We start from the raw sequence: 14,052 nt of genomic DNA, 5'->3' as shown, positions 1-14,052 counted from the left end.
AAAAGAGCACCCGGAAGTTGGACCTCCGGCTGGAAACGCGGGCTACGCGTCACGCGACTCAAATCAGGAAACGCTTTAGGTCAGAGAATCAGAGACTTGATTCCGTGGCAAGAGCCGATTGGAATTCGTTGCAATTTCATGACCAATGCGACTTCCGTTGACCTGCAGGATGACCAGAGGAAAAGGCGGAATTCGGGTCGCAAAAAGGCCCCGGCGAGGATGCGCCGAGGCCTTTCGAAGATCGTCATTTCGGATGGCCTTCACAGGCTCCTGCTGCTCCGGCGGAGCGCGCCGCCTAGAGCAATTGCCCCAAGAATTCCTGCACTTCGTGGCCGGGCTTGAAGTTGCCGAGACGCTTGATTTCCCACTGCAGGCGGATGCCCGAATTCTCGAGCACGCGGCTGCGCACCGTCTCGCCAAGATACTCGAGATCATAGCCGCTGGCGTTGCCGGTGTTGATCATGAAATTGCAATGCAGCGGCGACATTTGTGCGCCGCCGATCATCAGTCCGCGGCAGCCGGCGTTGTCGATTTCCTTCCAGGCCGAGGTTCCCTCGGGATTCTTGAAGGTCGAGCCGCCCGTCTTCTCGCGGATCGGCTGCACCGTCTCGCGATGGTGCTGGACCGCATCCATCGCCGCTTTGATGGCGTCCTTGTCCTCCGTATAACCCTCGAAGGTCGCCGAGGTGAAGATTAGGTCGGCTGCGGCAGCCGATTGACGGTAGCTGTAGCCCATGTCGGCATTCGACAGCAGATGCAGGTCGCCCTTGCGGTCGAGCGCGCGGACCTCGACGACGCGTTCGCGCGTCTCGACGCCATTGGCGCCCGCATTCATCCGCAAGGCGCCGCCGATGGCGCCGGGAATGCCGTGGTAGAAATGAAAACCGCCGATGCCGTTGTCATGCGCAAGGGCTGCCACGCGCTTGTCGGGCGTCGCAGCACCAGCCTTTATGCCGGTCGCCGAAATTGCCTCGGCCTCGCCGAACCCCTTGGCCGACAGCCGAACCACGAAGCCAGGAATGCCACCCTCGCGCACCAGGAGGTTGGAGCCGATGCCGACGACCATGACAGGGATTTCTTCCGGCACAGCCTTCAGGAAGGCAGCCAGATCCTCTTCGTCAGCCGGCTGGAACAGCGCCTGGGCAAGGCCGCCGGCACGGAACCAGGTGATCTTCTCCATCTCGGCGCTGGGCGTGAGGCGTCCGCGCAGGCCGGTTAGCCGGTCGCCGAGTTTGGCTATGAGCGCCTCGCCTCCGATCACGATCCGCCCCCGGCGAGCTCGCCCGGCAGGGCGTAGGCCCATTGTGTGATGTTGCCGGCGCCGAGATAGACGACAAAGTCGCCCGGCATGGCCAGTTCGCGCACGACCGGCGCCACGGCAGCCGGGCCATCGATGTAACGCGCGTCGCGATGGCCGCCGGCACGGATGCGGGACGTCAGGGCTTCCGAGTTGACGCCGTCGATCGGATCCTCGCCGGCCGTATAGACGGGCGCGATCATGACGGTATCGGCGTCGTTGAAGCAGGCCGAGAAATCGTCGAACAGGTCGCGCAGGCGGGTGAAGCGGTGCGGCTGGGCAATGGCGATGACGCGGCCGGCGGTGGCTTCGCGCGCCGCGCGCAGCACGGCCTTGATCTCGACCGGGTGGTGGCCGTAGTCGTCGAACACCTCGACGCCATTCCAGGTGCCGGTATGGGTAAAGCGGCGCTTGACGCCGCCGAACGACGACAGCCCGCGCTTCACGGCTTCGGCAGAAAGGCCGAGTTCGGTGGCAACCGCGATGGCAGCTGTGGCGTTCGAGACGTTGTGGCGGCCCGGCATCGGCAGGCGCAGGCCCTCGATGGTGGTCGAAGTCGCCGACTTGCGGTTGCGGATGACAACGTCGAAGACCGAAACGGCACCTTCCATGTGGTGATTGGTGAAACGCACGTCGGCCTGGGCATTCTCGCCATAGGTGATGACGCGGCGATCCTCGATGTGGCTGACCAGCGCCTGCACCTCGGGATGGTCGGTGCACATCACCCCAAAACCGTAGAACGGCACATTCTCGACGAACTGGCGGAACGCTTCACGCACCTTGTCGAAGGTGCCGTAGTGGTCGAGATGCTCGGGGTCGATGTTGGTGACGACGGCGACGTCGGCCGGAAGCTTGAGGAAGGTGCCGTCGCTCTCGTCGGCCTCGACCACCATCCACTCGCCTTCGCCCATGCGGGCGTTGGTGCCATAGGCATTGATGATGCCGCCATTGATGACGGTCGGGTCGAGCCCGCCTGCATCGAGCAGCGTCGCCACCATCGAGGTCGTCGTGGTCTTGCCGTGGGTGCCGCCGATGGCGACCGCGTTGCGGAAGCGCATCAGCTCGGCCAGCATTTCGGCGCGGCGTACGACGGGCAGAAGCTTCTCGCGTGCCGCCTGCAGTTCGGGATTGGTCTTCTTGATCGCGGTCGAAACGACGATCACCTCGGCGTCGCCAAGGTTCTCGGCCTTGTGACCGACGAAGCACTCGATGCCCTTGTCGCGCAGGCGCTGGACGTTGGCGCTCTCGGACTGGTCGGAGCCTTGCACCTTGTAGCCGAGATTGTGCAGCACCTCGGCGATGCCGCTCATGCCGATGCCGCCGATGCCGATGAAATGCACGAGGCCGATGGTCTGCGGCATCTTCATGACCGCACTCCCTTCTTGAATTCCGAAACGGGCGTTTTGGACGCAATAGCCTCTGCGAGGTCGGCGAGCAACCGTGTGGCGTCCGCTTTGCCGACTGACTTGGCGGCAGCCGCCATCGTCACCATGCGCGCCGGATCCTCCATCGCACCCCCGATCAGCTCGGCAATGCGCTCAGGCGAAAGCGTTGCCTGCGGGTGCACTTCGCCGCCGCCGGCTGCAGCCAGTCGCGCGGCGTTCGCCGCTTGGTCGTGGTCGAGCGCGTAGGGATAAGGCACCAGAAATGCCGGGCGGCCGATGACCGCAATCTCGGAAACCGTCGAGGCACCCGAGCGCGAGATCACCAGATGCGCTGCCGCCATGCGCTGCGCCATGTCGCCGAAGAACGGCGACACGTCGGCGGCGATGCCGAGCTTGGCATAGGCCGCCTTGACCTTGTCGGCATCCTCGACGCGTGCCTGCTGGGTAACACACAGGCGCTTGCGCTGCGCTTCGCTCAATAGCGCGATTGCACCAGGAACCGCGTCGGAAAAGAACTGCGCGCCCTGGCTGCCGCCGAAGACCAGCAGATTGAAGGCATCCGCGCCGGTCGACGCAATGTAAGGCGTCTTCGCCGCCTCGATGACAGCCGGGCGCACCGGATTGCCTGTCACGACGACCTTGGCGCTATTGGCGCCGGCATTCTCGGGCAGGAAGCCGCCGGCGACCGCATCGACCCTGGCTGCAAGCGCCTTATTGGCGCGCCCCATCACGGCGTTCTGCTCATGCACCATCGACGGCACGGAACGCCGCGTCGCGGCATAGAGCGGCGGCAGAGTCGGATAACCGCCGAAGCCGATGACGACGGAGGGCTTGATCTGGGCAATGACCTTCGAGGCCTGGCGCACGCCGCGCCAGATGCTCCAGAAGGCCCGCAAGAGCGCAATCGGGTTCTTCGAGCCGATGGTCGACGATGAAATCGGATGAATGGCCGCAGCCGGAAACTTGCCGGCGAAACGTTCGGCGCGGTCGTCGGTGGCGAGATGCACCTGCCAGCCGCGCGCGGTCAGTTCATGTGCCAGCGCCTCGGCCGGAAAGAGATGGCCGCCGGTCCCGCCGGCGGCAAGCATGACAGTTCCCTTGGCCATGTTATTGGGCCGCAACCACATGGCGCGGCATGGCGGAGAAACCACCCGGCCTGAGTTTTTCCGGCTTCTTGCGGGTCAAGGACAGCACCATGCCCATCGACATGGCGATCGCGATCAGCGACGAGCCGCCATAAGAGATGAAGGGCAGCGTCATGCCCTTGGCCGGCATCAGTTGTAGGTTCACACCCATGTTGATGACCGACTGGAAGCCGAAAACGACGACGAGGCCGGCAACAGCATAGCGGGTGAAGTCATCATGCTCCCTGAGCGCGGTGCGCAGGCCGCGCAGCACGATGAAGGCAAAGATCGCCATGATGATCAGGCACAGGATGATGCCGAACTCCTCGCCGGCGACGGAGAATACGAAGTCGGCGTGGCTGTCGGGGATGACCCGCTTGACGGTGCCCTCGCCCGGTCCGACGCCGAACCAGCCGCCATTGATAATGGCGTCGCGGCCCATGTCGACCTGGAAGGTGTCGCCCTCGCCGGTCATGAAGCGGTCGATACGTCCGGCGACGTGCGGGAAAATCGTATAGGCGGCAAACAGGCCGCCGGCGCCCACGCATCCAAGCGCGATGATCCAGAACCATGACATGCCGGCCATGAAGAACATCACGCCCCAGGTGCCCAGCACCAGCATGGTCTGGCCAAGGTCTGGCTGCGCCACAAGCAATGCCACGACGAGGCCGAGCAGGATCATGGCAAACAGGTTGCCGGGGATGTCGGGCTGGCGCTCGTGCTCGGCGAACAGCCAGGCGCAGATGACCACGAAGGCCGGCTTGAGAAACTCGGAGGGCTGGATCGAGACACCGGCCAGCGACAGCCAGCGCCTGGCGCCCTTGACCTCGACGCCGATGAACAGCACGGCCACCATCATGACGAGCATAATGCACAGCATCACCAGCGCCATGCGCCTGATCTGCCTTGTGTCGAGGAATGACACCGCAATCATCACCGCCAAGGCGGGGATGGTGAAGATGATCTGGCGGGTGGCGAAGTGAAACCCATCCAGGCCGATGCGCTCGGCAACCGCCGGGCTTGCGGCGAATGAAAGCACGATGCCCAGTCCCATCAGCGACAGGAATGCCGCGAGGAACCATCGATCGACCGTCCACCACCACAAGGCGACGGGACTTCTGTCGAGACGGCTGGCCATTATCTTGCCCCTCCGATAGCGCTGACGCCATCAATAGCATCCACAGCTTGCCTGAAGGCTTCGCCGCGAATTTCGAAATTCTTGAACTGGTCGAAGCTGGCGCAGGCCGGCGACAGCAGCACCACGGCCTCGCTGGTGTCGTCCCTGGCGGCATCCTCGGCCGCGTGCTCGACGGCAGCGGCCAGCGTGCCCGAAATCTCGTAGGGCACCGCTTCGCCAAGCGTCGCCGAAAACGCCGGAGCCGCCTCGCCGATCAGATAGGCCTTGGCGATGCGCGGAAACAGGCTGCGCAGCGGCTCGATGCCGCCCTCCTTGGGCAGGCCGCCGGCGATCCAGTAGATGCGCGGGAAGCTCGACAGCGCTGGTGCCGCGGCGTCGGCATTGGTCGCCTTGGAATCGTTGACGAACAGCACGTGTCCCTTGCGCCCAACCTGCTCCATGCGGTGGGCCAGGCCGGGGAAGCTTTCGAGGCCGGCCTGAATCTCGCCGAGGTCTAGCCCGACCTTGAGACAGGCAGCCACGGCCGCGAGCGCGTTCTGGGCGTTGTGCTGGCCGCGCAGCGAGCCGATGCCTTCCAGGAAGGCAATGCGGCTGTAGCGTCCGTCGATGGCTTCCATCAGGTCCGTGCCATCGGCGAAATAGCCATCGGTCAAGGGCAGACGCTTGGAAATGCGCACGACCTCCTTGCCGGCGCGCCCGAGCCGGTCGGCGATCTGGGCGCAGTAGATGTCGTCGACGCCGATGATTGCGGTGTCGCTGCCGGCGACCAGGCGCTCCTTGATCGACGCGTAGTGCTGCATCGTGCCGTGGCGGTCGAGATGGTCGGGCGTCAGGTTGAGCAGGACACCCGCAGTCGGGTTGATCGAGGGCGCGAGGTCGATCTGGTAGGACGAGCACTCGACGACGTAGTGGCGGTCGGGCTGCGGCGCATCCAGCGTCATCACGGCGCGGCCGATATTGCCGCCCATCTGCGTATCACGCCCGGCCGACTGCAGGATGTGCGCGGTCAGCGCCGTCGTCGTCGACTTGCCGTTGGTGCCGGTGATGGCGATGAAGGGCGCGGTCGGCGCCGTCGCCAGGCGCTCGCGCGCAAACAGCTCGATGTCGCCGATGACCTCGACGCCGGCGCCGCGCGCCAGCTCCACGGTCCAGTGCGGTTTGGGGTGCGTCAGCGGCACGCCCGGCGACAGCACGAAGGAGGCCACGCCGGCCCAGTCGGCGCCGCGCAGGTCGCCGGTCGCAATGCCTTCGCCGGCCGCCCGCGCCACGCTTTCGGGATTGTCGTCCCAGGCAAGTACGTCCGCGCCGCCTTCCGCGAGCGCACGCGCCGTCGCGATCCCCGAGCCGCCGAGGCCGAAGAGCGCCACTCGCTTTCCCTGAAATGACGTCGCGGGGATCATGGGTGCCTCAGCGCAGCTTGAGGGTGGAAAGGCCGATCAGCGCCAGGATAACAGCGATGATCCAGAAGCGGATGACGACCTGGCTCTCGGTCCAGCCGAGTTTTTCGAAATGATGGTGGATCGGTGCCATCAGGAACACCCTTTTGCCGGTCATCTTGAAGAAGCCGACCTGGATGATGACGGACAGCGCCTCCATCACGAACAGGCCGCCGACGATCGCCATGACGATCTCGTGCTTGGTGGCGACCGCGACCGTCCCGATCAGTCCGCCGAGCGCCAGCGAACCGGTGTCACCCATGAAAATGGCGGCGGGCGGCGCGTTGAACCAGAGAAAGCCGAGGCCGGCGCCGATGACGGCGCCCAGGATGACGGCGAGTTCGCCGGTGCCGGGCACGAAGTGAATCTGCAGATACTCGGCGAAGACCGCGTTGCCCGAGAGATAGGCGATGACGCCAAAGGAGGCCGCCGCGATCATGATCGGAACGATGGCAAGGCCGTCCAGGCCGTCGGTCAGGTTCACCGCATTGCCGGCGCCGACGACGACGAAGCAGGCGAAAGGAATGAAGAACCAGCCGAGATTGAGCAGGAAGTCCTTGATGAAGGGGAACGTCAGCGACGACGAGAACGGCGCCTGGCCATTGTGCATGATGACCCATGCAGCGATGCCGGCGATGACGAATTCGATGCCGAGGCGCGCCTTGCCTGACAGGCCGAGATGCGACTGCTTGGTCACCTTGAGATAGTCGTCATAGAAGCCGATGGCGCCGAAGCCCAGGGTGACGAACAGCACCACCCAGACATAGACGGAGGTGATGTTGGCCCACAAAAGCGTCGACCCGACGATGCCGCTGAGGATCATCAGGCCGCCCATGGTCGGCGTGCCGGCCTTCTTGAAATGGGTTTGCGGACCGTCGGCGCGGATCGGCTGGCCCTTTCCTTGCCTCAGGCGCAGGGCGTTGATGATCGCCGGCCCGAAGATGAAGACGATCAGCGCCGACGTGATCAACGCGCCGCCGGTGCGAAAGGTGATGTAGCGGAAGACGTTGAAGAACGACACCTTGTCCGCAAAGTCGACAAGCAAAGTTAGCATGCGTATCGGTCCCCCGAGACCTCGTCAGGTCGGTGTGGTGTTGCCGGCCTCAGCCGGGAATGTCTTGATGAGCGCTTCAACCAGGCGATTGAAGCCAATGCCTTTCGACGACTTGATCATGACCGCGTCGCCGGGCCGCAGCGTGGTGAGGAGCACGGGTCTCAGCTCCTCGACGCCGCTGCGATATTCGGCCCTGAACCCCTCGGGCAGCGTATCGGCAAGCGCCTTCATTTCCGGTCCCGCCATCAGCACCATGTCGGTCCTGGTCGAGCCGATCAGTTCGGCAAGTGCCTGATGCAGCTTGGCCGAATGACTGCCGAGCTCCAGCATATCACCGAGCACGGCGATGCGGCGGCCGGCGCCATGGATCGGCGTCGCGTCAAGCAGCTCGATCGCTGCCTTCATCGAGGCCGGATTGGCGTTGTAGCTCTCGTCGATCAGCGTGATCGGCCCGTTCGGCAGCTGCAAAATGTGGCGCTGGCCGCGTCCGCTCTCGGCCGTCATCGAGGCGAGCGCCGTAGCGACCGTCGGAACGTCGGCGCCGCAGAGATGGGCTGCCCCCAGCACGGCGAGCGCATTCTGGACGATGTGGCGTCCTGGCGCACCGATGCGGGCCGGCACGTCACGGCCGCCGATGCGCGCCATGACCATCGAATGATCGGCTTCCAGCGTGCATTTCAGCAGGCGGAAATTGGCACGGGCGTTCTCGCCATAGCTCATGACATTGTCGATGCCGGCAGCGCGAGCGAACTTTTCCAACAGCTTGAAGCGGCCGTCATCGCGGTTGAGCAGCACCGCCCCGCCCGGCTCGACGCCTTCGAAGATCTCGGCCTTGGCCTTGGCGATCTCGTCGAGATTGCGGAAGAAGCCGAGATGGGCCGCCGCGATCAGGGTGACGATGGCGATGTGCGGGCGGACCATGCGCACCAGTGGGCTGATCTCGCCGGGATGGTTCATGCCGATTTCGAAGACCGCGTAGTCGCAATCCTCGGGCATGCGTGCCAGGGTCAGCGGCACACCCCAGTGATTGTTGAAGGATGCGGCCGAGGCATGCACCTTGCCGACCGACGACAAAGCGTGGCGCAGGGCTTCCTTGGTCGAGGTCTTGCCGACGGAACCGGTCACCGCGATGATCCGTGCCCGCGATCGGGCACGCGCCGCAATACCGGCCTTCTCCAGTGCAACGAGCACGTCGGGCACGACGATCATGGGCGCCGTCAGGCGCCCCAGGGCGGGCAGCTTGCCTTCGGCGACGACCAGCAGGCCGGCACCGGCCTTGATCGCCGCGGTAGCGAAGTCGTGGCCGTCCATCGCGTCGCCCTTGATGGCGAAAAAGGCCTCGCCGGGTTTTAGGCTGCGGCTGTCGATGGAAATGCCCGAAATGCCTTCCGGCATCTGGCCGAGCGGGCGGCCGCCTGTCGCCTCAACGAGCGCCTCGGAGGTCCACAACAGACTCATGCCGCAACTCCGGCAAGCGCGTTGCGGACTTCCTCGTGATCCGAGAAGTGCAGTGTATCGGCGCCGATGGTCTGGCCTTCCTCGTGGCCCTTGCCGGCGACGATCAGCGTATCGCCCGCATGCAGCATGCCGACGGCCTCGCGGATCGCCCGGCGGCGGTCACCGATCTCAATGGCGCCGGGAGCCGCAGCCATGATGGCCGCGCGGATGGTTTCAGGAACCTCCGAACGTGGATTGTCGTCGGTGACGATGGTGACGTCGGCCAGTCGCGTCGCGATCTCGCCCATGATCGGGCGCTTGCCGCGATCGCGGTCGCCGCCGCAACCGAACACGACGATGACGCGGCCGGTGGTGAACGGCCTGACAGCCGCCAGCACGTTTTCGAGCGCGTCGGGCTTGTGGGCGTAATCGACATAAACGGGCGCACCTTGCGCCGTTGTGCCGACGAGGTCGAGACGGCCCGGCGCGCCTTCGAGATGTTCGAGGGCTGCCAGCGCCTTGGCAACGTCGGTGCCGGTAGCGATCGCGAGCCCCGCGGCAACGAGCGAGTTAGAGACTTGGAAATCGCCGGCCAGCGGCAGGTCGATCTCATAGATGGTGCCGCCGCATTCGATTTCGGCGCGCTGGCGGTGGCGTTCGTGCTCGACGCGCTTGAGCGCCAGGAACTGGCCGTTACGGCCGACGGTCAAGACATCGAGGCCCGCGGCGCGGGCCGCTCCGATCGTCGGCGCGGACCAGGCATCGTCGGCGAAGACGATCGCCGGCGCGCCTTTGGGCAACAGCGTGTCGAACAGGCGCAGCTTGGCGCGGTGATAGTCCTCGACCGTCGGATGGTAATCCATGTGGTCGCGACCAAGATTGGTGAAGCCGGCGGCGGCGAGGCGCACGCCATCGAGGCGGCGCTGGTCGAGACCATGGCTGGAAGCCTCCATCGAGGCGTGGGTCACGCCTGAAGCGGCGAGTTCAGCGAGCAGCTTGTGCAAGGCGACCGGATCGGGCGTGGTCAGCTGGCCGTATTCGACCCGACCGGGCGCGACGACGCCTGTCGTACCTATGCTGGCCGCGGCCAGGCCGGCATGTTTCCAGACCTGGCGAGTGAAGGCGGCGACCGAGGTCTTGCCGCTGGTGCCGGTAACGGCAACCATGGTTTCGGGCTGGCTGCCGTAGAATTTCGCTGCCGCGAGCGCCAATGCCCGCCGCGGATCGTCCACCGTGATCACCGGCAGGCCGGCGGAAGAAAGATCGACGCCCTTGGCCGCGACGACAGCAATTGCACCGCGCCTGGCCGCATCGCCTGCATAGGTCGCGCCGTCCGCCTTGCTGCCGGAGACGGCAAAGAAAAGGATCCCCGGCGTTACCTGCCGCGAATCCGACGAAACCCCGCTCACCTCGACATCCCGGGGCAGAACCCCGTCGACGGGCAGGACACCAGCAAGGTCTTCTATTTTCATCGAGTTCCGTTCGTCACAAACAAGCAGGACGCTTCTGCGCGCCCAGAATCAAGGGTAGGAAGCCAGCGTTGCCCCAGCTTCTTGGCCGAATTCTGGCTTCACGCCAAGCAGAGACGCCGAACGGCGGATAATGTTGGCGACCATGGGTGCCGCGTTGAAGCCCGCCGTTGCGCCCACGCCCGGATGTTCACGCTTGGGTTCGTCGACGATGGTCAACACGACGTATTTCGGATTGTCCATCGGAAATGCCGCAAGAAAGGCGTTGAAACGGACGTCGGAGGAGTAGCGGCCGTTGACGACCTTCTCGGCGGTACCGGTCTTGCCGCCGACACGGTAGCCCTCGACCTGCGCTCGCGCGCCTGAACCGCCCGACCCCTTGGTCGCGTTGAGCTTGTAGAGATACCTCATATCCTCGCTGGTCTGCGGCTTGATGACCTGCGTCGCAACCGCGTCGGCTTCGGCCTCGGTCCGCGTCAGGAAAGTCGGCGGTATCAGCTTGCCGCCATTCATCAAGGCGGCGGCGCCAACCGCTGTCTGTAGCGGCGTCGTCGACATGCCGTGGCCGAAGGAGATCGTGATCGAATGCACCTTCTTCCACACCTTCGGCTCGGTCGGACGGGCAACTTCGGGCAGCTCCGTCTGCATGCGGTCGAGCAGACCCATGCGCTTCAGGAACTCGCGGTGGCCTTCGATGCCGACAACATCGGCTTCACGCGCCGAGCCGATGTTGGACGAATAGATGAACACCTCAGGCACGGTCAGCACCCTGCCCTTGCCGTGGAAGTCGCGGATGGTCTGGCGTCCGATGGTGATCGGCCGGCGCGCGTCGAAGGTGCTGTCCATCGTCACCTTGCCGGAATCGAGTGCCATCGCGGTGGTGAAGCTCTTGATCGTCGACCCCATCTCGAACAGGCCCGCCGACATGCGGTTCAGTCGATCCTTGTCCTGGGCGTTGTAGGGATTGTTGGGATCGAAATCGGGCACCGAGCCCATGGCCAGCACCTCGCCTGTCTTGACGTCGAGCACGACGGCGCCGGCGGCGATGGCCTTGTACTTCTCCAGGGCGCTGACGAGTTCGTCGCGCACGATGTGCTGGACGCGCAGGTCGATGGACAGCTTGACCGGCTTGAGGTCCTTGGCGATTGCCAGGCCCGAAGCCTGGAGGTCGGCGAGACCCTGATCGTCGATGTATTTCTCGAGGCCGGAAATGCCCTTGTTGTCGATGTTGGTCAGGCCGACGATGTGCGAAGCCGTTTCACCGCCGGGATAGAAGCGGCGCTTTTCGGTTCGGAAGCCGATGCCGGGAATGCCCAGCGCCATGATCTCGGCCTGCTGCTTGGGTGTGAGCTGGCGCTTGAGCCAGACAAAGCCGGTGCCGCTCTTGAGCTTGAGATAGGTCTGCTCGACCTCAAGGTCGGGCAGCACGGTGGTGAGCTTCTCGATCGCCTCGTCGGCATCGACGATGCGGCGCGGCTCGGCGAACAGCGACGACGTCTTGATGTCGGTGGCAAGCACCTCGCCGTTGCGATCGACGATATCGGGACGCGACGCCGTAACGCGCGATTCAGGTCCCGAAGACGTCTCGGGGTCCTGCATGCCGAGATAGACGAGACGTCCGGCAATCGTCGCATAGATGCCGAAGAACACCGCCATGGTCATGACGACGCGGTTGCGCGTGCGGCCGCCGGTCGCCTTGCGCGCGCTGTCGACGACGATCGAGGGCTTGCCTTCACCCTTGCCGCGCTTCCTGCCAAGCAAGCCGATCATCGGGCAATCCCTCCGGTCACGGTCTGGTCGGGTACGGCTTCGGCAACGCCGCCGAAACGCTCCGATGTGATGTCTTCGATGGTCAACTGGCGTTCCGGCAGATCGTTCAGGCCAACGATCTGGCGCGCATCCACCGGCTGCAGCTTGAGTTCGGCCTCATAGACCTGTGACAGCTTCTGCAGGCGCGCGGGCTGGGTGAGCAGGCTCCAGTCCGCTTTCAACAGGTCGATCGTGTCTTCCTCGAAGCGGATCTGCGCCTCGATCTTGTTGACGGCCTTGAGCTGGTTCTCGGCCTCATCCTTGGTCTTGTAGGTGAACGCCGCGGCGCCAACCATGACGGCGATCAGCACGATGTCACTGGTGCGGAACATGGTTCACCTTTCTCCCGACTGGCTGACGTCGGGAAGTTTCGGAAGCCCGAAAATGGAAAAGTCTTCGGCGCGCGGTGCAGCCGTCGTGCGAACGGCAGCCCTGAGTTTGGCCGAACGCGAACGCGGATTGATTGCCGTCTCGGCGTCGCTCGGACCGACAGCACCGCCGGCCTTGTCGAAGGTCGTGGCGATGGTTTCGAGTTCCGGCATGTAGCGCGACCGCGACGGGCTCGACGAGCGGTCGGTGATGAAGCGCTTGACGATGCGGTCTTCGAGCGAATGGAAGGTGACGACCACAAGCCGCCCGCCGGGCTTCAGTGCACGCTCGGCTGCGAACAACGCCCGCGCCAGTTCGCCAAGCTCGTCGTTGACATAGATGCGCAGCGCCTGGAACACGCGCGTCGCCGGATGAATCTTGTCCTTCGGCGCGCGACCGATATGGGTCTCGATGGCGTCTGCCAGGTCGAGCGTGCGCTCGAACGGGCGGCGCTCGCGGCGGCTCTCGATCATACGGGCGATACGCCCGGCGTGGCGCTCCTCACCGAGGAAACCGAAGATGCGGGCAAGATCGCCTGATTTGAAGCGGTTGACGACGTCGGCGGCGCTGGCACCGGCCTGGGCCATGCGCATGTCGAGCGGACCTTCGGCGCGAAAGGAAAAGCCGCGCTGCGCCTGGTCGAGCTGCATTGACGACACGCCGATATCGAGCACGACACCGTCGACGAGCTCGACATGCTCGTCGAGGCTGGAGAATGGCGCCTGGACGAGACGGAGCTTGCCGCTCGACTGCGCTTCGAGCTCGCGCCCGGCTGCAATGGCATCAGGATCGCGGTCGATTGCCACCACCGACGCGCCGGCCGCGAGAATAGCCCTGGTATAGCCGCCGGCACCGAACGTGCCGTCGACGACCACGTCGCCCGGCTGCGGATGAAGCGCCTTCAGAACTTCGGCGAGGAGGACCGGAATGTGGCGGGCCGGTCCGCCGACAGCAAGATGGTCATCGCCGTGGCCAGCCGTCATTCCGGTCGCTCCCCAGGCTTCGTCCCCTGCCGAAGCTTCAGGAGCCGGGCACGCACGTCCGCGCCATGGCTGCGCAGCCGCTCCGGCTCCCACATCTGAAAAAACTGCCCCCGCCCGACAAAGGCCACGTCGGTGGTGATCCCCGTATGCTCGCGCAGGAAATCCGACACCGAAATGCGCCCATCCTGATCGAGCTTGAGGAAGGTGCTGTCGCCATGGATGAAAAAGGACATGTCGTCCGCCGTCTGCAGGAACGGATCTTCTTGGGCGATGCGCTGCTCGTAACGGTCGAGCAGGTCGAGGCCGCCAACATCCAGCGCCGGCACGTCGAGTGCCCTGAGCGCATAGAGCTCGGCGTAGCCGCGCTTCTGCAATACGGCACGGAAATGCGCCGGAACGGAGACCCGCCCCTTCGCATCGATCCTGTTCACCGCGTTTGACAGAAACCGATCCATCGACTGATCCGGCCACTTCCGTGGCCGTGCCCCTCTTCGTCATGCCACCCGAGCCCCGATGGCCCGGATCAATCCCAAAAAATGCCTCCGTCGCAG

General features: G+C 64.8%; 12 protein-coding genes. All 12 read right to left on the bottom strand.

Annotated features, from left to right (window positions below; genetic code table 11):
• Positions 1–295: 295 nt before the first annotated feature.
• Genes murB through mraZ form a run of 12 tightly spaced genes read right to left on the bottom strand, consistent with a single transcriptional unit; the run spans position 296 to position 13,956 of the window.
• Positions 296–1,261 carry a UDP-N-acetylmuramate dehydrogenase gene (gene murB, locus N7E70_RS13200; protein ID WP_067960398.1) on the bottom strand — a complete coding sequence of 322 codons (966 nt, stop codon included), beginning with the start codon at positions 1,259–1,261 and terminating at the stop codon, positions 296–298.
• The gene (gene murC / locus N7E70_RS13195) at positions 1,258–2,664 is read right to left on the bottom strand and encodes a UDP-N-acetylmuramate--L-alanine ligase (protein ID WP_067960396.1); all 1,407 of its coding nucleotides are present in this window, start codon (positions 2,662–2,664) and stop codon (positions 1,258–1,260) included. The genes murB and murC overlap by 4 nt, the downstream gene beginning before the upstream one ends.
• Positions 2,661–3,788 (bottom strand): undecaprenyldiphospho-muramoylpentapeptide beta-N-acetylglucosaminyltransferase, encoded by a 1,128-nt coding sequence (gene murG, locus N7E70_RS13190; protein WP_067960393.1) that lies wholly within the window; start codon positions 3,786–3,788, stop codon positions 2,661–2,663. Before murG ends, murC begins: the two co-directional genes overlap by 4 nt.
• Before the next feature lies 1 nt (position 3,789).
• Positions 3,790–4,944 carry a putative lipid II flippase FtsW gene (gene ftsW / locus N7E70_RS13185; RefSeq protein ID WP_067960389.1) on the bottom strand — a complete coding sequence of 385 codons (1,155 nt, stop codon included), beginning with the start codon at positions 4,942–4,944 and terminating at the stop codon, positions 3,790–3,792.
• Positions 4,944–6,344: a UDP-N-acetylmuramoyl-L-alanine--D-glutamate ligase gene (murD, locus tag N7E70_RS13180; RefSeq protein WP_263006624.1), complete on the bottom strand. Its 1,401-nt coding sequence runs from the start codon at positions 6,342–6,344 to the stop codon at positions 4,944–4,946. The genes ftsW and murD overlap by 1 nt, the downstream gene beginning before the upstream one ends.
• A 7-nt stretch (positions 6,345–6,351) precedes the next feature.
• Entirely contained in the window at positions 6,352–7,434 is a 1,083-nt protein-coding gene (gene mraY / locus N7E70_RS13175; RefSeq protein WP_067960384.1) for a phospho-N-acetylmuramoyl-pentapeptide-transferase, read from the bottom strand.
• Between the two features lie 24 nt (positions 7,435–7,458).
• Positions 7,459–8,892 carry a UDP-N-acetylmuramoylalanyl-D-glutamyl-2,6-diaminopimelate--D-alanyl-D-alanine ligase gene (locus tag N7E70_RS13170; protein ID WP_263006623.1) on the bottom strand — a complete coding sequence of 478 codons (1,434 nt, stop codon included), beginning with the start codon at positions 8,890–8,892 and terminating at the stop codon, positions 7,459–7,461.
• The gene (locus N7E70_RS13165; protein ID WP_263006622.1) at positions 8,889–10,343 is read right to left on the bottom strand and encodes a UDP-N-acetylmuramoyl-L-alanyl-D-glutamate--2,6-diaminopimelate ligase; all 1,455 of its coding nucleotides are present in this window, start codon (positions 10,341–10,343) and stop codon (positions 8,889–8,891) included. Before N7E70_RS13165 ends, N7E70_RS13170 begins: the two co-directional genes overlap by 4 nt.
• 48 nt (positions 10,344–10,391) lie before the next feature.
• Positions 10,392–12,110, bottom strand: coding sequence for a peptidoglycan D,D-transpeptidase FtsI family protein (locus tag N7E70_RS13160; protein ID WP_192315545.1), 1,719 nt, complete (start codon positions 12,108–12,110; stop codon positions 10,392–10,394).
• On the bottom strand, positions 12,107–12,481 hold the full coding sequence (gene ftsL / locus N7E70_RS13155; protein ID WP_263006621.1) for a cell division protein FtsL: 375 nt from the start codon (positions 12,479–12,481) through the stop codon (positions 12,107–12,109). Before ftsL ends, N7E70_RS13160 begins: the two co-directional genes overlap by 4 nt.
• Positions 12,482–12,484: 3 nt before the next feature.
• Entirely contained in the window at positions 12,485–13,501 is a 1,017-nt protein-coding gene (gene rsmH, locus N7E70_RS13150) for a 16S rRNA (cytosine(1402)-N(4))-methyltransferase RsmH (RefSeq protein WP_263006620.1), read from the bottom strand.
• The gene (gene mraZ, locus N7E70_RS13145) at positions 13,498–13,956 is read right to left on the bottom strand and encodes a division/cell wall cluster transcriptional repressor MraZ (protein ID WP_055969736.1); all 459 of its coding nucleotides are present in this window, start codon (positions 13,954–13,956) and stop codon (positions 13,498–13,500) included. Before mraZ ends, rsmH begins: the two co-directional genes overlap by 4 nt.
• Between the last annotated feature and the right edge of the window lie 96 nt (positions 13,957–14,052).

Source organism: Aminobacter sp. NyZ550, from assembly GCF_025628925.2.
In the GTDB taxonomy this organism is placed as follows: domain Bacteria; phylum Pseudomonadota; class Alphaproteobacteria; order Rhizobiales; family Rhizobiaceae; genus Aminobacter; species Aminobacter ciceronei.
Note: the sequence above shows the minus strand (reverse complement) of the source record. Positions and strands in the feature narration are given on the sequence as shown.